A 19704-nucleotide genomic window follows, 5' to 3' on the forward strand; every position below is an offset into this window, starting at 1 on the left:
TATAAAGAGAGAGCTTTTCGGAAGCGCTCTTTTTTTCTGGGAAAAATTCATATGAAAGAGGGAACTAATGAAAGAACTGGCGATTCTCATTACCGAAATGGTCAATCAATTTCATGATGCTTTTATTTCCTTATGCGGAATATTTGGCATTGATTTAACTGACAAAGAAATGCATTTTTGGGTGATCGGCATTTTTGGCATATTCTTTTTCGGCGTCACTCACGCTGTGTTTACATGGCTTTCTAAATGGAGTATGACAGCCTTGTCCTTTATCTATACCGTTACAGTCATCATTGTCATCGTATTTGCGATTGAGATTCAGCAAAAGGTGACGGGGAGAGGGAATATGGAGTTTTTAGATGCCACGGAAGGTATAAAGGGTTTTTTAGTGTTTTTTATGTTTTTTTTGCTTTTGAAAATGCTGTTGGGTTTCATCAAAATCCTTTTTTTTGGCAGACCAGAAAGCAAATCGAATGGCAATGCCCGGTCACGAAGATAAAAAACCCTCCTGACATGGTCAGGGGGGCTATGAAGCGGATACGGGGAGGGTGATTGTCACCTCTGTGCCTCTTCGCACTTCACTTTCAATATGAATAGAGCCTCCGTACATCAGCACGATCCGTTTACAAACGACAAGGCCGAGACCGGTTCCTTTTTCTTTAGAAGTAACAAAGGGGAGGAAGATGTGATCCAGCATTTCCTGAGAAATCCCTTCACCGTTATCCACAACTTTGATTATGGCTTTTTTATCTAAAGCTCCCAGGGAGATCGTCAGTTTGCCTCCTTCAGGCATTGACTCGAGGCCATTTTTTGCTACATTTAAAATCACTTGTTTAATATGATCTTTTGTACATTTTACGAGTAAGGGCTGCTCGGTTAAATACTGTAATTCGACTTCAACATTGTATAGATTGCCCTCAGAATAAATGATCGGCATAATTTCTCCGATAATGTCCTGAAGTGAGTTCAGCTCCCATTTTTCAGCTGTCGGCTTGCCGAGAACAAGAAACTCACTCACTATTTGATTGATGCGCTTTATCTCCTGTTCGATAATGGAGAAGTAAAGCTGATCTTCCTCACCTTTATATTTCTTTTGTAACAGCTGAATAAAGCCGCTTATCCCGGTGAGGGGATTACGGATTTCATGGGCTGTGCTGGCAGCAAGCGTCCCGATCAGCTCTAATTTTTGCGCCTCATTTTCTGAGCGCTCCAGCTGGGTCTGCCGCTTCAGCAAATAATACAGCACGAGAATAAATAGGATATTCAGCAGAACAATAATACATGAAAGCGGAAGCACTAGGCTTTTCGTCAGTTCTTCTATTGTGACCGGGTTCGGATAGACTTTCATATTCCAGCTGATATCATCCAGATATCCGCTGACAGGTTTCTGATCCTCTGCATGAGAGGCTTGTCCGCTCGCAAAAATCATTTTCCCGTCTTGGTTCACAACTTCAATATAAACATCAGGGCTCAGTAAGTTAATGAGATTTTTTAAATAATCAATTTGAATTGCTGCGACAAGATAATCTGTCACATTACGTTTTGAGTCCAAAACAGGCACACAAATTGTGAAAATTGGCTGACCAGTAATTCTGCTCGAATAACTATCTGAAATGACTGTCTTTTTAGTTTCCTTTGCTTTTGTAAAAAAAGATCTGTCAGCCAGGTTTACTTTCGTTTTTAATTCGGTTGTGCTTGCGGTGACGTCTCCTTTGGCATTGAGAAAATAGAGACCGGAAAATCTCGGCTCTGAATCAAAGGTCTTTTCCAAAATTGACTGCATTTTCTTTATATCAACCGGTCTGTCGATGGCGATGGACAAGGAGGTCATTCTCGCCATTGTTTCTCCGATTAAATAATTGATTTTGTTGCGGTGAAGGTTTAGCAGGACACTTGCTTCTTGTTTATGTTCTGCAGCTATTGTATCTTTTTCTTTTTCATATACGAAAAAGCTGATGACGATTGCCGGAATCACGACCAGTATGATATAAAGTTTGACTCTCCCGCAGGCGCCTTTTAGTATTTTCAATTTGCATCGCTCCAACATACACCTGATTAGAGGTATTATATCATTGTTTCTTCTTCTTTAATAAGAAAAAATAACCAAAAAAATTAGAAAAAGGTGTTGGCAAGCTTACATTTTAAAAAAGAAGAGAAATATTGGAAAGATTTTTATTGACATTTTGGTCTTTGTTTATTAATGTTTCTCTGTAACGGTTTCTAAAAGGATGATTGAGACATGACAGAAAAATCACTGAAGTTATTTATCGTGCTGTCGCGCGCGTATCGGTCTATTAACGATCATATGAATAAGCATATTCATAAGCATGGGCTGAATCCGACTGAATTTGCTGTGCTAGAGCTTTTGTACCATAAAGGCGATCAGCCGCTGCAGCAGATAGGAGATAAAATTCTCTTGGCTAGCGGGAGCATCACATACGTTGTAGATAAGCTGGAGCAAAAAGAACTTCTCATTCGGAAAGCGTCTCCTACAGACAGAAGAGTGACATTTGCGCAAATTACTGAAAAAGGCATCGGTCTTTTGAACGATATTTTCCCTGATCACGCTGCTGAAATTGATGAAATGATCAGCGTATTAAGCGAAGAAGAGGTAGAGATGTGCACCGAAATGTTAAAAAGAGTAGGATTAAACGCAAAACAGTTTCATAATAAGTAAAAAAAGGAAGCCTGATATGTCACAAGGCTTCCTTTTTTGCTATTTTTCATTTGTTTCCGCTGCGCCTCTCGGCAAAATGAGAACTTCAACCCGCCGGTTTTTGCTTCGGCCTTCCGCAGTTTTATTGGAAGCCACCGGTTTATACTCGCCATAACCCTTGGCGCTGAACACTTTTGCATCGAGCTTGGGGTTTTCAATCAGGAGCCCCATAAAGTTTACCGCTCTCATGACGCTTAAATGCCAGTTTGATTGGAATTCAGAATTTTTAATTGGCATATTATCAGTATGTCCGCTGATAATGATATTTCTTGGCGGGTTAATCACAAGAAGATTTGAAATTTCTTTTGCAAGCGGCACATCTTCCTTACGGATGGTCGCTTTTCCAGAATCAAAGAAGATGCTGTCTTTAATCGTAATCAGAAGGCCTTCACTAGTCATCTTCGTCTCCAGCTGATGTTCCAGCTTTTTATCTTTGATGAACTTTTCCACCTGGCTCTTCACGTTTTCAAGTTCTTCTTGATCAGCTGCTTTTTCTTTTTCTTTCTTGTTTTTCTCTTTCTCTTCTTTTTCCTTTTTCACTTCATCGATGCCGTCTGACTCGTTTTCAGGAGGAGTGACACTGGAGTAGTCCAGTACACCGGTGCCGCCTGTAAAAACTTCATTAAATGATTTTGAGAGCATTTGAAACTTAGCTGCGTCAATCGAGCTGCTCGCATACAGCACAATAAACAATGCCAGGAGAAGAGTAAGGATGTCGGCGTAAGGAACGAGCCATGATTCATCAACGTGCTCGTCCTCATGCTTCTTCTTCTTTTTTCTCGCCATTTTGCGCCTCTCCTTGTTCTGCAAATTTCAAGCGGTCCTTCGCAGGAAGATACATTAAAAGCTTTTGTTCGATGACTTTCGGTGCCTGTCCTTCTAAAACGGATAAAACACCTTCAATCATGACCTCACGCAGTTTTACTTCTTGTTTTGATTTTCGTTTTAATTTATTTGCGAAAGGATGCCATAACACATACCCTGTAAAGATACCGAGAAGTGTGGCAACAAAGGCGGCACTGATGGCGTGTCCAAGCTCATCTGTGTTATCCATATGAGAGAGAGCGGCAATCAGCCCGATTACAGCACCGAGTACTCCAAGTGTCGGGGCGTACGTTCCCGCTTGTGTAAAAATAGCGGCTCCGGCTTGGTGCCTGTCCTCCATTGCTTCGACTTCCTCTGTCATAATATCTCTTATAAATTCCGCGCTTTGCCCGTCAACAGCCATGCTGAGCCCGTTTTTCAAGAAAGCATCATCTACATCCTCAATGCTTGCTTCTAAAGCAAGCAGACCTTCGCGGCGTGCAAGCTGAGCCCATTCAGAGAACATAGGAATGAGTTCTTCTATTGTGAGCTGTTTATTTTCCTTAAATAACACTCGAAACAGCGCAGGCACTTTTTTAATTTCTTTTGTTGGGAACGCAATAACGACTGCTGAGATTGTCCCGGCGATAATAATTAAAATGGCAGCGGGGTTTGCAAGGGCGCTGAAACTGACGCCTTTCAGAACCATCCCGACGCTCAATGCCACAAAAGCAAGAATAATACCGATTAACGAAGTTTTATCCATAGTTTTCACCAAATCCTTTTTTACTAGCTTGTCTATGGTTAATATCGGTTTTGGTGCCCGGAACTTTAGGGACATTGTGAATTTGTTCATGAAATATTCAAGGAAGAGGCATAGAAGGGAGAAATAAACAAAAACGGGCTCTCCAAAATTGAAAAGCCCGGGGATCTACTGAAATTGGCAGCTTGCTTGCAAGCTGTCCTTCAGATGGTATTCATATAATAGTAGAAATACATATTCACTGTATATAAACATGTTCCATCCCTCCTTAAAAAAAGTGTAAAGGATGAAGGGAAGTAGCGCTTCAGGGGAAGGGACGGTATTTTCTAAGTCAAGAGTATGAAAGCATAAAAAAAGCGGCTTCCTAAAAGGAAACCGCTGATTGTTATTTCGCTCGCACTTTGATTTTATCATCTTCTAAAATCACGTGAAAACTTGTGATCTCGCCATTATCAAGCAGCAGATCGGTCATTTCATCCTCAACCCATTCTTGGATGGTTCTTCTAAGCGGACGTGCACCGAATGAAGGGTGATAGCCCAGCTCAGCGATTTTTTCTTTCGCTTCATCTGTCACATTCAAGCTGATGCCCCGTTCAGCCAATGTTTCTTCAAGTTCTCCAAGAAGAAGGCTGACGATTTTGACAAGATGTTCTTTTTCCAATGAGCGGAACTCAATAATGCTGTCAAAACGGTTGAGAAACTCAGGTTTAAAGAACATGCTCAGTGAATCAATCAATGTTTGTTCTTCGATGACACTGTCATCTGATTGGAAACCGACTTTCGTTTGTTTCTCACCAGCACCCGCATTACTTGTCATGATGATCACAGTGTCTTTGAAGCTTACGGTTCTGCCTTGGCTGTCTGTCAGACGGCCATCCTCCATAATTTGCAGGAACATATGCTGAACGTCTGGGTGTGCTTTTTCAATCTCATCCAGCAACACAATGCTGTAAGGATTGCGGCGCACTTTCTCAGTTAATTGTCCAGCTTCCTCATGGCCGACATATCCAGGCGGTGAACCGATAATTTTAGATACGGCGTGTTTCTCCATGTATTCGCTCATATCGAGTCGGATAATAGCGTCTTTTGTCCCGAATAATTCATCTGCCAGTGTTTTAGAAAGCTCTGTTTTCCCTACGCCGGTAGGACCGACGAAGAGGAAGGAGCCGACTGGTCTGTTTTTGGATTTTAATCCGGCGCGGCTTCGTCTTACCGCTTTTGCCACTTTTTGAACAGCGGCTTCTTGTCCGATCACGCGTTCATGAAGTTTTGCTTCAAGCTCTTTCATTTTCGTTTGTTCGTCTGCCTGCAGTTTGCCGACAGGGATGCCTGTTTTTTGTTCAACAATTTCCTGAATGTGCTCAGCTTCCACAGTGACAGCGGTATGAGCGGAGGAGCTGTTCAGTTTTTTCTCCAATGCGAGTTCTTCATCACGGAGTTTTGCCGCCAGTTCGTAATTTTCTTCTTCCAGGGCTTTTGTTTTTTCGGCTTCAATTGCAGTTAAGCGTTCAGCGGCATCCTCATCATTCAATTCATCAATTAACAGGTTGGCTTTTGAACCTGCTTCATCTAATAAATCAATTGCTTTATCCGGCAGGTGTCTGTCCTGAATGTAGCGGGAAGATAAAGTGACACACGCTTTGATTGCTTCATCACTGAATGTTACGCCATGGTACGCCTCGTATTTGTCTTTAATCCCTTGCAGAATGAGGATAGCCTGTTCAATTGAAGGCTCCTGCACCATGACAGGCTGAAAACGTCTTTCCAGTGCGGCATCTTTTTCGATTTGGCGATATTCTTTCAGTGTTGTCGCGCCAATGACTTGCAGTTCGCCTCTGGCTAGGGCCGGTTTGAGAATGTTGCCGGCGTCCATTGATCCTTCTGCAGAGCCTGCGCCGACGAGAAGGTGAATTTCATCAATGAACAGAATGACATTTTTTCGTTCCTTCAACTCAGTGATGAGCTGTTTCATTCTCTCCTCAAATTGGCCTCTGATCCCTGTGTTTGCAACAAGGGATGCAACATCAAGCAAATACAGCTCTTTGTTTTTCAGTTTGTTTGGAACATCACCTTCAGCAATTTTTAAAGCGAGCCCTTCAGCGATGGCAGTTTTCCCTACACCCGGCTCACCAATAAGAACCGGATTGTTTTTGTTCCGGCGGTTTAGAATTTCGATCACTCGCGCCACTTCATCATCACGGCCGATGACGGGGTCAATGAGACCGGCTTTTGCACCGTTTGTAATATTTTGAGCCAGCTCATCAAGCAACCCTTTTTTTCCGCTTTGTTTTGCTGCGCTCTGTTCTTTCGGCTGGAATGCCTGTTCAAACGGAAATCCGAAAGATTGAGGACCCATACTCATTGAAGGTTTACGGGTCAGTTCGTTATAGCAAGTTTCACAAAGAACCATCTGTTTATGAACGGAATTTATTTGCATGTTAAGGCGAATCGTCGCCTCGTTTTGATGACAATGTTGACAACGCATTTGCCAAAACCTCCTTAATAATTTGATCTTCTTTGACCAATGAAAGTGAATAAAAAGGTCTATTGTATTTGACCTTCTTTGACTATTAGTATACGGCAAACTTAACGGCATTCAAACCAATATGCTCAAAGCAGACTGAACATTTGACTATCTTTGACTAATTGATTTTTAAAAAAGGCCGGTTTGTTTGACCAACTTTGATTAATAGTATACTCTGACTATCTTTGACTTTCAAGTCTTATGCACAAAAAATTTTTGATTTGTTACAAAGTAAAACATGTTTTCTTCGTCTTTTCAAGGAACTTGTCTCATAGGTTATAAAAAGGCATATATGGACAAAACTGCGGTTCGTTCGGAGGGAAGAAATGGAACAATCAAAAGGGTCTGCAAGTCAGCTTGCTTTTGTGTATGTCGGCACAGTAGTCGGAGCTGGATTTGCGACTGGGAGGGAAATTGTTGAGTTTTTTCTGAAGTTCGGCTGGTTCGGTTTATTCGGCATTCTCGTCAGCGGCGGAATGTTTACGTTACTGGGGGCCAAGCTGATGATCATTTCAAAGCGAATCAATGCCAAGTCATATCAAGAAATGAACATATTTTTGTTCGGGGCGACGGCTGGGCGGATTATCAATGTATTTATGCTGTTTGTTCTCCTTGGAGTTACATCTGTTATGCTTTCAGGGGCAGGGGCGCTTTTTGAGGAACAGCTGGGGATGTCCGCTCAGATTGGGATGCTCATTACAATCGGTCTGAGTTTAATTGTGATGACTAGAGGAGTAAAAGGCATTTTCGGTGTCAATGTGTTTGTTGTTCCTCTCTTAATCATCTTTTCAATGATTGTGGTGGCCGACTCTTTTATATTCAGCGAATCACGAAACGCAGCTCAGTGGGTCTGGCCGCATCGCTGGGATTGGCTGTTATCAGCTGTTTCTTACGGGGCTTTGAATTTATCGCTTGCCCAAGCGGTTTTGGTTCCGCTGGCGAATGAAATGTCATCGGAGAAAGTGATAAAAAAAGGCGCTTTAATCGGAGGCACGATGCTGACGATTGTGCTGTCCGCGAGTTTTCTGTCTTTGTCGACTCTTCCGGATGTATTTTTGTATGATATACCGATGGCGCAAGTGGTTTATCTCTTTGCACGATCTGTCCATTTGATTTATTTACTCATTATTTTCGGAGAAGTGTTCACATCAGTTATCGGTAATCTATATGGATTAGAAAAACAAGTGCAAAGCTTTCTTCCAGTGAAAAGCAAATATATCTTTGCGGCCATTATGATCACGGCTTATATTACGAGCCAAATAGGGTACGGCAGGCTTATTTCAACAATTTATCCCTTGTTTGGCTATGTGAGCCTGGCCTTCATAGGCGCTTTGCTTTGCAAAAAAGCTCCTCGGCGGCGCAGTTTATAAATATATATAATGAAGCGAACCGTCACTATAGAGCGATAATTGATCTAGGAACCGGGACTGACTTTTTTATTGTCAAGAAAAACAACATTATGGTAAGATAGCAGAAGTGAAATAATTGAAGAAAATCCGTGCGATATGCGGGAGAGGTTCTAGCTACACCCTCTATAAAAAACTAAGGACGAGCTGTATCCTTGGATACGGCCTTTTTTATGTTTTTCTAGAGCACCTTCCGAAAGAAGGTGTTTTTTTGCGTGAATTAGCTGTAGCGATGTCTCTCGCCGGCGTTTTTATTGCGGAGAAGGAGAGGAATCATGAAAAAAGAAAAAGCAATTGTCGTATTTAGCGGCGGCCAAGACAGCACAACATGCTTACTGTGGGCCTTAAAAGAATTCGAAGAAGTCGAAACGGTGACTTTTCATTATAATCAGCGACATTCGCAGGAAATTGAAGTGGCAAAATCCATTGCGGAAAAGCTTGGTGTGAAAAATCATTTGCTTGATATGTCACTTTTAAATCAGCTTGCACCGAATGCCCTGACTAGAAATGATATTGAGATAGAAGTAAAAGACGGCGAACTGCCATCCACATTCGTTCCAGGCCGCAATTTGGTATTCTTATCCTTTGCGTCTATCCTGGCTTACCAAATTGGCGCGCGCCACATTATTACAGGAGTTTGCGAGACAGACTTCAGCGGTTATCCTGACTGCCGTGACGAATTCGTGAAATCTTGCAATGTCACGGTAAATCTGGCAATGGAGAAGCCGTTTGTGATCCACACGCCTCTCATGTGGCTCAATAAGGCGGAAACGTGGAAGCTTGCAGATGAGCTTGGCGCGCTGGAGTTTGTGAAAAACAACACGCTGACATGCTATAACGGCATCATCGCCGACGGCTGCGGCGAATGTCCGGCATGTCATCTTCGTTCAAAAGGTTATGAAGAATATATGGTGATGAAAGGAGAGCGTGTATAAATGTTATCTCAAATTTATCCGCAGGCCCAGCATCCTTATTCGTTTGAACTGAATAAGGACATGCATATCTCAGCCGCTCATTTTATCCCTCGGGAAAGTGCGGGAGCGTGCAGCAGGGTTCACGGACATACGTATACCGTAAATATAACCGTCGCCGGCGACGAACTTGACAATTCAGGCTTTCTTGTCAACTTCAGCGTACTCAAAAAACTGGTGCACGGAAACTATGATCACACGCTATTAAATGATCATGAAGATTTTTCTCAGGACGACCGGTATTCGCTGCCGACAACTGAAGTCGTGGCGAAAACGATTTATGACAACGTACAGGCTTATTTAGACACTTTGGAGAATAAGCCGACCTGTGTACAGGTGTTTGTCCGTGAAACACCGACAAGCTACTGTGTCTACCGTCCGAAAAAGGGTGGTTTGAATGGCTAAAGGAATTCCTGTATTAGAAATTTTCGGCCCGACGATTCAAGGAGAAGGCATGGTGATCGGACAGAAAACGATGTTCGTCCGGACAGCCGGCTGCGATTATTCCTGCAGCTGGTGTGACTCCGCTTTCACTTGGGACGGATCTGCTAAAAAAGATATTCGCTGGATGACGGCGGAGGAGATTTTTGCGGAGCTTAAGGACATTGGGGGAGACGCGTTTTCTCATGTGACGATCTCAGGCGGCAACCCGGCCCTGTTAAAACAGCTGGATGCTTTTATTGAACTGCTGAAGGAAAATAACATCCGTGCAGCGCTTGAAACTCAAGGGACCGTTTATCAGGATTGGTTTACGCTGATTGATGACCTGACAATTTCTCCAAAACCGCCAAGCTCAAAAATGATAACGAACTTTCAAAAGCTTGACCACATTTTAACTTCACTTCAAGAGAATGATAGACAGCATGCTGTCAGCTTGAAGGTTGTTATCTTTAATGATGAAGATCTGGAATTTGCCAAAACTGTGCACAAGCGGTATCCGGGAATCCCGTTTTATTTACAAGTCGGAAATGATGACGTGCATACGACAGATGATCAGTCACTGATTGCACATTTGCTTGGAAAATATGAAGCGCTTGTTGATAAGGTAGCTGTCGATGCGGAGCTGAACCTCGTCAGAGTGCTCCCGCAGCTGCATACCCTGTTATGGGGCAACAAACGCGGAGTATAATAGAAAGGAAGATGAACATGACGACAAGAAAAGAATCAGAATTAGAAGGTGTAACATTGCTAGGCAACCAAGGTACAAATTATTTGTTCGAATATGCACCGGACGTGCTGGAATCCTTCCCGAATAAACATGTAAACCGTGATTACTTTGTAAAATTCAATTGTCCGGAATTCACATCTTTATGTCCTAAAACAGGGCAGCCTGACTTTGCGACAATCTACATCAGCTACATTCCTGATGAAAAAATGGTTGAAAGCAAATCATTAAAGCTGTATCTATTCAGCTTCAGAAACCATGGTGACTTCCACGAGGACTGCATGAACATCATCATGAATGACTTGATCGAATTAATGGACCCGCGCTACATCGAAGTATGGGGCAAATTCACGCCAAGAGGCGGAATTTCCATCGATCCGTACACAAACTACGGAAAGCCTGGCACGAAATATGAGAAAATGGCCGAATACCGCATGATGAATCATGATTTGTATCCGGAGACGATTGATAATCGTTAATTATTCCGTTGTGTGATACGGAGTGTGAAACGAAGTGGAGTCACAGTAAAATCCGAACATTCAGTGCTGATTTTCAGCGGAAATGTGACCTGGTCACAGCGAAGTGTGACCCGCACTAAGCTCAATAAAAGTGTGACCCGGTCACACTAAAAGTGGGAAAAGTCACACCTGAAAATGGCTCTACTCATGGGAATTGTATTAAAAAGTGTGACCTGAGGTGCAACCTGAACTGTGACTTTTATGCAGTGAAAAATTGATAGTACAGAAGCAGATTAAGGCGTACAATTTGTACGTCTTTTCTTTTTTATCCGAAAGAAAAAATGCCTGTCTAGAGATCATAGGCATTATATATTATTATCAATATCTTCATTTATTTTTTGGCTAAGTTTCTGAATCTTCTCTTTAACATTTGAAACAGCTCTTTTTTGAATTTCATCAATTCTCCTGAATATAGTCGATGACACTTCTTATTAGAACTTCACTTTCAAAATTGAATATCTCATTTATTTCTGACTGTTCTTCATCTGTTAGGTGATGGTATTGAAGTTGTTTAGCATTTACTTCAGCAGCTACATCAATCCTAACTTAGTTGTTCTAGTTGTACAATTTCATATTCACCTTCTGCATACTCTTGCTCCGCATAATGCACTCCCCATTGACAGAGCTCCTGCAAGATAGGTTTAAGAGATTCTCCAAGTTCAGTGGATGAATATTCAACCTTCGGCGGTACTTGATTATACATCTTTCTGCTCACAAGTCCACTGGCTTCAAGCTCTCTAAGTGTTTGAATCAGCATTTTCTGAGTTATATTTGGGATAATGCGCTTTAATTCACTCGTTCTCTTTGGTCCATTCATTAAAAAGTATAATACAAGACCTTTCCATTTTCCGCCAATAACTTCCTTTGTCACTTCAAACCCACAGCTAAATTTTTTCATGTCTAAAGCTCTCCATTCCACATTTATTACTTTTTAGTTACTATATCACAAAAAAGTGGGTACTTCCGATAATGTGCTTACTGAAGGATACTATATCTTGTAAGTTGTTCTTCAAGTACTTAAAGGTACTAGACATAAAATAATATTAATTCTAAAGGAGTGTTAAGTATGGGTAAATTTGAAGGTAAAATAGCGCTTGTAACGGGTGGAACAAGTGGGATTGGTCTTGCTACAGCACAAAAGTTTGTAAACGAAGGTGCATATGTTTATATCACAGGACGTAGACAAAACGAACTTGATAAAGCTGTTAACCAAATTGGCAAGAACGTAACCGGTGTTCAAGGTGATATTTCTAAGCTTGAAGACTTAGACAAACTATATGACATTATAAAGCAGGAAAAAGGTAAGTTGGACATTCTTTTTGCTAATGCAGGCATCGGCAACTTCCTTCCATTAGGTGAAATTACTGAAGAGCAGGTTGATAGAACGTTCGACATTAACGTTAAAGGAACCATCTTTACTGTTCAAAAAGCGTTATCACTATTCCCGGACAAAGTAGGTTCTATTATTGTAACGGGCTCTACTGCTGGATCAATTGGCAACCCAGCGTTTAGTGTATATGGAGCATCTAAAGCAGCTTTAAGAGCACTAGTTCGCAACTGGATTCTTGACCTAAAAGGTACTGAAATCCGTGTAAATGTGGTTAGTCCAGGAGTTATTCTTACACCTGCATACGATGAGCTTTTTGGTGATGCACTTGAAGGAGCAATGGAAAATACGAGAAATACTGTTCCAGCTGGAAAAGTTGGGACCCCTGAAGAAGTAGCAAACGCTGTATCTTTCCTTGCTTCAGACGAAAGCAGTTACTTGACGGGTGTTGAATTGTTCGTAGATGGCGGGCTAGCACAGGTATAATTTCACTGCGCAGAGATTACAAATAGTCCCCAAAAAAGGTTAATGGGGATTTACATTTACTTGAAGAAGTCGTATAAAAAAGTCGTTTTCCTTAAAGGACAGGGAATTCGACTTTTTTATGTTTGAATTTGATTAACGTTGTAAATTCGCATTTTCCTGGGGCTACCACTAAATGACCTGTAAAAAAGATTACACTGTGATTAAATGTACTTAAAGTAACGGGGGCTCTTGATTTTTAATAAAAAATAATATCCCTGTCCTTGTATTCTAATACTTTTGAAAATATTTAAAGGAATCCTTATGTCCTGAATAACCACATAGGAAAATATGTTGTAGGTTGCTTTCTTTTTTTGTGGGGCATCCCACACAAGCTATCACGTGATCTCACACCTGAACGTTTTTTATAGACTAGTACCGCGACAAGTTATATTACAGATACATACCAATAAAGTAGACATTAAAAAGTGAAAGAGAGGATGGAAATGTGTGAAAATTCTTTTCCTTGAGAGTCATCCCATGTGGCTCTATGGTTTACCGAATGGGTTTAGGGAAGCAGGACATACCGTAATGATTTCCGGTCCTGTAAGTCGGGAAAATATCACTGAAATGATGGACGAATTTAAACCAGATCTAATAGTATCTATGGGATGGACACCAGAGCATTCAAGGGAAAAGCAGGCCTGGATTCGCAACGCTACTAAAAAGGTGAATATCCCTCTCGTTTATTGGGCAACTGAAGACCCGCTGCACACTCAAAACTTTACTATCCCGTTAATTAAAAAGATGAAACCAGATTTTGTTTTCACGGTTACGCCTTCTCTGTGTAAAACTTATGAAAGCATGGGGATTAAAGCAGCTCACTTAGACTTTGCATTTCACGAAAGTATACATCACCAGATTAAACCATTAGCGAAATACAGTTGTGATATAGCAGTGGTGGCTAATGCTTACCCTAATTTTCTTGAAGAACATCCGGAAGTGTTCCGTTCGTCCTCTTTAAAAACGCTTATTCGTCCTCTTATACGGAAGGGTATTCGCATTGATTTTTGGGGGAGAAACTGGGAAAAAATGAGTAAATATATAGGAAGAGAAATTCCCCGCAATTGGATCCATGGATACCTTGATTACACTGAAGCATATAAAGTTTACAGTTCAGCAAAAATCATTATCGGTTTGCAAAACTGTGAAAGCCAACTTACGCAACGCACCTATGAGATTCTCGGTTCCGGGGGGTTTTTATTGACATCGGATACACCAGCAGTTCGAGGTAAATTCAAACCTGGCCGCGATCTCATCGTTTCTTCCTCCCCAAAAGAAACATTGGAAAAGGTTAAATACTATTTGAATCATGATAGCGAGAGAAAAAAGATTCAGATAAACGGTAAAAAGGCTGTAAAGAATGATTCCTATCGGCATAGAGCCGAGAGAATGCTTGAGGTGCTAAAAAGCAGAGGAATTATAAGAAACTTAGGGGAAACCATTCATTATGTAGATGTTCTCAAAGAAAAATACCTGATCCATCATGTTACTCCCGGTGAAACATTATCAATAATTGCCAGGAAGTATAATGTTTCCCTGCAGCAACTCATGGAGCTTAATCATTTCAAATCAGATCAAATATATGCTGGACAAATCATTAAGATTAGAGAGAAACTGTTTAGAAATATGAATAACAAATTTTTCTAAAGGAGAGTAATATGAATGAAGGGGAAAATACCGAAAATAGGAAATCGAGCGAATAAAGTAAAAAGAACGCCTCGTTATATGGAATTTCCCGTGACATACGAAGTATATCATGTGGAATCCGGTGATACATTATGGACGATTGCCAAATCCTTTGAAATTCCGGTACAACAACTTATGAATCTTAATAAGCTTTCTTCAGATAGAATTTATCCTGGACAAATTATAAAGATAAGAGAAAGATAATCTTTGAGGTTTCGGAAACGAATCAAATTGAAATGACAATCCTCATTTTTTTATTTGTGGGGAACTTGATATTTTTGGGGATGAAGGGGTTATGAGATGTTTCAAATGAGCTATTTCTATTCTGGATTAGGATGGGATTTTATTCAACACGTTGATCAAACGAACGGAGTATTAAATGTTGTGTCTCCTGATTTTTTCTATATCAGAAAAGATGGATCATTACTTCTCCGTTCAGCTAATCCCGATGTGATTAAAGCTCTTCATAGAAGAAATTTAAAAGTAGTTCCTTTTCTAAGCAATCATTGGGATCAGGATTTGGGACGTTTTGCATTAATGAACCGAGTTCTTTTAGCTAAACAAATTTCTCATGCAATAGAAGAACTGGATTTGGACGGAGTTAATATCGATATAGAAAACCTTACAGAAAAAGATCGGAATTTATTTACAGATTTTGTTAGATTGGTAAGGAAAAGTATTCCTAGACATAAAGAAGTATCAGTTGCAGTGGCGGCAAATCCTTTTGGCTGGACGAAGGGCTGGCACGGATCATATGATTACGAGTATTTAGCTAAATATGCAGATTACCTTATGATTATGGCCTACGATGAAAGCCACCTTGCTGGGCCTACTGCAAGTGTAGGATGGGTGGAAAAGTCCATTCAATATGCTCTGACCCAAAAAATCTCTCCTCAAAAACTAGTTTTAGGATTGCCATTCTATGGCCGCTGTTGGATGAAAGGCCAATCTGCCTCTCAAGCCATTCCCCTTTACCTTGTTGACTCATTAGTAAAAAGGCATAACGGGACAATTATTTTTGACACAAAGAGTCAATCTCCAAAAGCTATTTTTACTGTCAATCACGATAACAAGGGGCTGTTGCCTTCGGGAACATATACATTATGGTTTGAAAATGAACAGTCACTCAGAGCAAAAATAAAACTCGCTCAAAAATATAATCTGAAAGGTCTTGGCAGCTGGAGTCTTGGACAAGAGGATGCGTCAGTCTGGAATACAGTGTTTAAAAATATATAATGATTTATAGTTCAAAGCAAAATTCGAAGATAATTGCAATGAATCTCTAAATCTTGGACATACTGAAAGATGTTTATTACGAGTGCGGGTAAAACAGTGAGGGCATTCCATAGACCCTTGTCCCGAAATGTTCTATACGAGGCCTTGAAATACACATTCAAACTTATGTTATAGAACGCATTTAAAGTAATTACGGATGACTTGAATTTATTCTGCTTCCATGATTTATGTCATACACACGCTACCTTGATAGCGGGATTATTGCATTTCATTCAGAATTGTTCAGGCTCGATATGGAAGCGCACGAATAACTAGAACTTTAAAAACTCACCTCATATACTTCCTGAATGGATGCGGGGTTATCTCATTAAAGAATGGGGAATTCGGCGCCAAGGTACGCATGGAGAACCATGACTTGTTGATAATCGACCATATAGTTTCTCCTCAGAAATGAGGGGGGTTTTACATAAAAAAGACGAGCGAATCCGGGGGGAATTCCACTCGCCGCTTTCTAATGAAAAGACGGGATGCTGGATGGCAGCTCGTCTGTTTTATTATAATTTAACGAACGTATGTTTGTAAAGGTGTCTTTTCGAATGAATTGGTTCATATAACCGTTAAGAACAGATTCATTGTAAACATTCGCTAAGGTATGCTAAGATGCATGGACTATAAAGGAGTGATATGAAGTGAAGACATTGCGGTTAAACAATGTAACGTTAGAAATGGCTGCATATCAAGAGGAGAGCGAGCCGAAGCGTAAAATTGCATTTACCTTAAACGTTACGAGTGAGACTTACCATGATATCGCTGTCCTGTTGTATGAAAAAACGTTTAATGTCGAGGTTCCGGAACGCGATCTTGCCTTCCGGGGGGAAATGACAAATTATTCAACAGCTTTGACCAACCTGTACGAACCAGGGTCCGTCAGCGAGTTCTATATAGAAATAACGGAAATAGACAAAAACGCCGATTCATGATCGGTGTTTTTTATGTAAAAAAGCTGCCGGCCGGCAGCTTTTGAGAAAGCGAATTTCATATGTAAGGTGTTAAATTGTCCGTCTTGCAGTTTTTTGAATAAATGTGGAAATAAGGAGGTTTTAATAGGAGTCTCTGATGATCTTATAATTTTTATGATTAACAACTGTCAATGAATCTAACTCAAGATCCCGATAGTTATCCATGATTGTCACATCAACGATAACAGAATTCTCATTTACTTTTTCAACAACACCGGTTAATCCGTTTTTAAATTCAATGACATTCCCAACCTTAGCGATTTTCACAAGCTTCCTCTCCTTTAAACATAATAATGCCTTTTGAAAGTATTTTGCAGTATTTTCATTGAGAAGTAAAGCGATAAGGAGTTTTATCTCCCTTATGAATTGTTCTGTCGCTATAAAGATGATATATTGATTTTCGTCAATAGAAAGAAAAGGGGGGAATTTTCGTTGCGTCCCGAAGAAATAACAGAAATGATTGAACAGCTGCGCACCGGCGCCATAACCGAACTGAGAGTCCAGAAAGAGCATTTTCTTAATTTCAGGGCCGTGTTATCTAAACAAGATGATTTTAAACATTTCCGAGGAATTGCCCAGCAAGGCGGAGATGTTATCTTTCAATACTTAGAACAGCCAAGAAGCTGAAGGTTTCTCATACGTGAGAAGCCTTTTTATCATATATGACAGAATACAAGCCTTTTATTACAGCTGTCTGTAACAGGTGTAAATAAAATGTAAAGTGCCAAAGATGGATAAACATGTTTTAATTTGACAATATTTATAGAATTTCAGACTGTTTTTTTGCCATTAAGCAGTGAGTCATCCTCTTTATTCCATCCTGATACCTCCTTGGGAGAGTTGGAAAATCTTTTTCCGTGAAAATGAATGGATCTCTTGTTAAGGTTATGAAGTGTTTTTTGGAGCACTTTAAGGAGGAAACTGTATGACAACGAAATTCACTGCTCTGGCTGTTTTTCTTCTTTGTTTCATGCCTGCAGCCAAAATTGAGCATACACAAGCTTCACTACTGAGCGCAAAGAAGACAAAACATGAAGAAGCGAAATGGCTTACACATATAGATCGAAATACGAATGAATCTTTCCCTTCACTGTCTGCTGATAAGGACAAGAAAATAAAACCGATTAAGCTATCAGCACACACTGAAAAGAAAGAGAAAGATAAACCCGACAAAACAAATGATGAGAAAGAAACATATACACAGTCTGAAAAAGAGTTGCTGTCCCGTCTCGTTCACGCAGAGGCCAAAGGAGAATCATATAAAGGCAAGGTCGCTGTAGCAAGCGTTGTACTGAACAGGACGGAGAAAAAAGGTTTTCCTGATACGATAAGAGGGGTTATTTATCAGAAAAACGCCTTTGAACCGGTCGCAAACGGGAGCATTAACCAAAAGCCTGATAAAGAATCGATTGAAGCTGCCGAAGAAGCGCTGTCCTCAAAAAATAGAGAAACAGATGCCATATTCTTTTATAATCCGAAAACAGCGTCAGATAATTGGATTCGTTCAAGAAAAATCGTAGAAAAAATCGGCAGACACGTTTTTGCCGTCTAAGCATAGAAGAGACAATTTGTCTCAGCTGTGCTTTTTTTCATATAAAGAGTAAAAATAAAATAATTTTTGAACTTGTCTCATATGATGTTGGTAGTACAAGAGACAAGGAGAGACATCATGAATCGATTTGTGAAAGGGATCATTCTTTTATCCATTGCCGCCTTTTTCGCTGAATGCCTTGAATTTGTCGTCAATATGATTTTGGCGCGGGAGCTTGGCGAGCATGGGATGGGGCTTTACATGAGTATTTTGCCCACGATCTTTTTAATTATTGTCATCGCGAGCCTGGAACTGCCGATATCCATTTCTAAATTCATTGCCGAGTCAAATCCTAAGCTTCATGAAAGCATGCTGAGGCACGCTTTCAGAATGACAGCCATTTTTACTGCTTTTTCTACTGCCGCCGCTAGTATTGCGCTTCCGTTTATACCGGTATTTGATACATACCACCCGTTTATTAAAGGGATTGTCATCGGCTTAATTCCTGTTGTCGCCTTTACTTCAATCGCCAGGGGCTACTTTATGGGTGTGCAGAAAATGGGGAAGATCGCAATTGCCAATGTGCTGAAAAAAATCATCCAGCTCTTGTGCTTATTCCTCTTTTTTCAATGGTACTCATTTGAATTGGACATGGCTGTGCTGATTTCCTTGTTTGTTCTAGTTGTGAGTGATGTGGTCGTGCTTGTTTATTTATATTCACAATTTATCATGGCAAGGCGGGCGTTATCCGGCCAGCAGCACATTCATTTGCGCGGAAAGGATGTAAGGAAAAGGCTGCTTGCTGTTTCAATTCCTACAACAGGACTGCGCATTTTTCATGCGGTTGTCAATGCAATTGAACCCTTTTTAGTAAAAGGAGCTCTTTTGGCTGCGGGCGTTGCCGGGACAGCGGCGATCGATCAATATGGAATGCTGGCAGGAGTGGCTGTGACGATAGGGTCGTTCCCTGCTTTTATTGCCCATTCGTTAATGGTCGTCATGATACCGAGTATTTCGGAAGCTTATGCACTTTCTCAGTATGACATCGTGTTAAAAAGGCTGAAGCAGTCGATTTTCATTACATTAGGTTACGGTATACCTGCCGTCTGGGTCATGTTCCAGTTTGCGGGACCTCTCACGCATTTGTTTTTTCACTCTCCTGAAGCGCAGTATTACCTGCAGCTGTTGTGGCCTTACTTTCTCTTTCATCTGTTTGTCATGCCGCTGCAGGCGTGCTTAATCGGGATGGGTTTTGTGAAAGAGGCTTTTTATCACAATGTATGGAGCCATATCGTTGCGCTAAGTATGATGTATGTACTGGGATCAATGGAGAATCTGCAAATGCTCGGGATCATCCTTGGAATGAACACTGGCATGATTCTTTTGACGAGCCTGCACTATGCCACGATCTGCAAAGCATTGAAGGTATCCGTATTCCTTATGAGAGGGACCAGAACGCCGCGAATTGAAGGATGATAATGGAACAGCAGGGGCAAGCTAATTGAAAAGCATG

At 40.9% G+C, this 19704-nt stretch carries 21 protein-coding genes and 1 riboswitch; of the genes, 15 read left to right on the plus strand and 6 right to left on the minus strand.

Going from position 1 to position 19704, the window contains the following annotated elements; genetic code table 11:
• Positions 1-67 precede the first annotated feature (67 nt).
• Complete coding sequence (locus NYE49_RS07480) at positions 68-499, plus strand: hypothetical protein (RefSeq protein ID WP_047182534.1); 432 nt, start codon at positions 68-70, stop codon at positions 497-499.
• A gap of 27 nt (positions 500-526) precedes the next feature.
• Here NYE49_RS07480 and kinD read toward each other — a convergent pair whose 3' ends face one another.
• Entirely contained in the window at positions 527-2047 is a 1521-nt protein-coding gene (kinD, locus tag NYE49_RS07485) for a sporulation kinase KinD (RefSeq protein WP_072557174.1), read from the minus strand.
• Between the two features lie 192 nt (positions 2048-2239).
• On the opposite strand from kinD, the gene mhqR reads away from it, so the two are divergent.
• Entirely contained in the window at positions 2240-2677 is a 438-nt protein-coding gene (gene mhqR, locus NYE49_RS07490) for a MarR family transcriptional regulator MhqR (protein WP_003232475.1), read from the plus strand.
• Positions 2678-2716: 39 nt separating this feature from the next.
• On the opposite strand, the gene motB is transcribed toward mhqR, so the two are convergent.
• From motB to clpE, 3 genes are all read right to left on the minus strand, one after another.
• A complete protein-coding gene (motB, locus tag NYE49_RS07495; protein WP_003232473.1) occupies positions 2717-3502 on the minus strand; it encodes a flagellar motor protein MotB in 786 nt (261 codons plus the stop codon).
• Positions 3474-4286, minus strand: a complete 813-nt coding sequence (gene motA / locus NYE49_RS07500; RefSeq protein ID WP_003238984.1) for a flagellar motor stator protein MotA — start codon at positions 4284-4286, stop codon at positions 3474-3476. The genes motB and motA overlap by 29 nt, the downstream gene beginning before the upstream one ends.
• A 382-nt stretch (positions 4287-4668) precedes the next feature.
• Complete coding sequence (clpE, locus tag NYE49_RS07505) at positions 4669-6768, minus strand: ATP-dependent protease ATP-binding subunit ClpE (protein ID WP_047182535.1); 2100 nt, start codon at positions 6766-6768, stop codon at positions 4669-4671.
• Between the two features lie 365 nt (positions 6769-7133).
• On the opposite strand from clpE, the gene NYE49_RS07510 reads away from it, so the two are divergent.
• From NYE49_RS07510 to queF, 5 genes are all read left to right on the plus strand, one after another.
• A complete protein-coding gene (locus NYE49_RS07510) occupies positions 7134-8177 on the plus strand; it encodes a transporter (RefSeq protein ID WP_015383514.1) in 1044 nt (347 codons plus the stop codon).
• 137 nt (positions 8178-8314) lie between these two features.
• A riboswitch (PreQ1 riboswitch) is annotated at positions 8315-8359 on the plus strand.
• Between the two features lie 129 nt (positions 8360-8488).
• The gene (queC, locus tag NYE49_RS07515; RefSeq protein ID WP_069837470.1) at positions 8489-9148 is read left to right on the plus strand and encodes a 7-cyano-7-deazaguanine synthase QueC; all 660 of its coding nucleotides are present in this window, start codon (positions 8489-8491) and stop codon (positions 9146-9148) included.
• A complete protein-coding gene (gene queD, locus NYE49_RS07520; RefSeq protein WP_123373493.1) occupies positions 9149-9589 on the plus strand; it encodes a 6-carboxytetrahydropterin synthase QueD in 441 nt (146 codons plus the stop codon).
• On the plus strand, positions 9582-10313 hold the full coding sequence (gene queE, locus NYE49_RS07525) for a 7-carboxy-7-deazaguanine synthase QueE (RefSeq protein ID WP_231834243.1): 732 nt from the start codon (positions 9582-9584) through the stop codon (positions 10311-10313). Before queD ends, queE begins: the two co-directional genes overlap by 8 nt.
• 17 nt (positions 10314-10330) lie before the next feature.
• Positions 10331-10828 carry a preQ(1) synthase gene (gene queF, locus NYE49_RS07530; RefSeq protein WP_003218613.1) on the plus strand — a complete coding sequence of 166 codons (498 nt, stop codon included), beginning with the start codon at positions 10331-10333 and terminating at the stop codon, positions 10826-10828.
• Positions 10829-11408: 580 nt separating this feature from the next.
• Here the strand turns inward: queF and NYE49_RS07535 are convergent.
• Positions 11409-11765, minus strand: a complete 357-nt coding sequence (locus tag NYE49_RS07535; RefSeq protein ID WP_123373494.1) for a winged helix-turn-helix transcriptional regulator — start codon at positions 11763-11765, stop codon at positions 11409-11411.
• A 168-nt stretch (positions 11766-11933) separates the two neighbouring features.
• On the opposite strand from NYE49_RS07535, the gene NYE49_RS07540 reads away from it, so the two are divergent.
• The 5 genes from NYE49_RS07540 (at position 11934) to NYE49_RS07560 (ending at position 16621) form a co-directional block, all read left to right on the plus strand.
• Positions 11934-12680 (plus strand): glucose 1-dehydrogenase, encoded by a 747-nt coding sequence (locus tag NYE49_RS07540; protein ID WP_010334554.1) that lies wholly within the window; start codon positions 11934-11936, stop codon positions 12678-12680.
• A 486-nt stretch (positions 12681-13166) separates the two neighbouring features.
• Positions 13167-14366: a spore protein YkvP gene (ykvP, locus tag NYE49_RS07545; RefSeq protein WP_342410985.1), complete on the plus strand. Its 1200-nt coding sequence runs from the start codon at positions 13167-13169 to the stop codon at positions 14364-14366.
• A 15-nt stretch (positions 14367-14381) separates the two neighbouring features.
• Positions 14382-14609 carry a LysM peptidoglycan-binding domain-containing protein gene (locus tag NYE49_RS07550; protein WP_123373496.1) on the plus strand — a complete coding sequence of 76 codons (228 nt, stop codon included), beginning with the start codon at positions 14382-14384 and terminating at the stop codon, positions 14607-14609.
• Between the two features lie 96 nt (positions 14610-14705).
• On the plus strand, positions 14706-15641 hold the full coding sequence (locus NYE49_RS07555) for a glycosyl hydrolase family 18 protein (RefSeq protein ID WP_123373497.1): 936 nt from the start codon (positions 14706-14708) through the stop codon (positions 15639-15641).
• A 689-nt stretch (positions 15642-16330) separates the two neighbouring features.
• On the plus strand, positions 16331-16621 hold the full coding sequence (locus NYE49_RS07560; protein WP_174616621.1) for a YkvR family protein: 291 nt from the start codon (positions 16331-16333) through the stop codon (positions 16619-16621).
• Positions 16622-16741: 120 nt separating this feature from the next.
• Here NYE49_RS07560 and NYE49_RS07565 read toward each other — a convergent pair whose 3' ends face one another.
• The gene (locus NYE49_RS07565) at positions 16742-16927 is read right to left on the minus strand and encodes a YkvS family protein (protein ID WP_003232446.1); all 186 of its coding nucleotides are present in this window, start codon (positions 16925-16927) and stop codon (positions 16742-16744) included.
• 165 nt (positions 16928-17092) lie between these two features.
• Here NYE49_RS07565 and NYE49_RS07570 point away from each other — a divergent pair, with 165 nt between their 5' ends.
• The 3 genes from NYE49_RS07570 (at position 17093) to ykvU (ending at position 19667) form a co-directional block, all read left to right on the plus strand.
• On the plus strand, positions 17093-17287 hold the full coding sequence (locus NYE49_RS07570; RefSeq protein ID WP_015383518.1) for a hypothetical protein: 195 nt from the start codon (positions 17093-17095) through the stop codon (positions 17285-17287).
• Between the two features lie 298 nt (positions 17288-17585).
• Entirely contained in the window at positions 17586-18212 is a 627-nt protein-coding gene (locus NYE49_RS07575) for a cell wall hydrolase (protein WP_003232442.1), read from the plus strand.
• A 117-nt stretch (positions 18213-18329) separates the two neighbouring features.
• The gene (ykvU, locus tag NYE49_RS07580; RefSeq protein ID WP_015383520.1) at positions 18330-19667 is read left to right on the plus strand and encodes a sporulation protein YkvU; all 1338 of its coding nucleotides are present in this window, start codon (positions 18330-18332) and stop codon (positions 19665-19667) included.
• Positions 19668-19704 lie beyond the last annotated feature (37 nt).

This window comes from Bacillus sp. FSL L8-0358, from assembly GCF_038593095.1.
Taxonomy (GTDB): Bacteria; Bacillota; Bacilli; order Bacillales; family Bacillaceae; genus Bacillus; species Bacillus subtilis.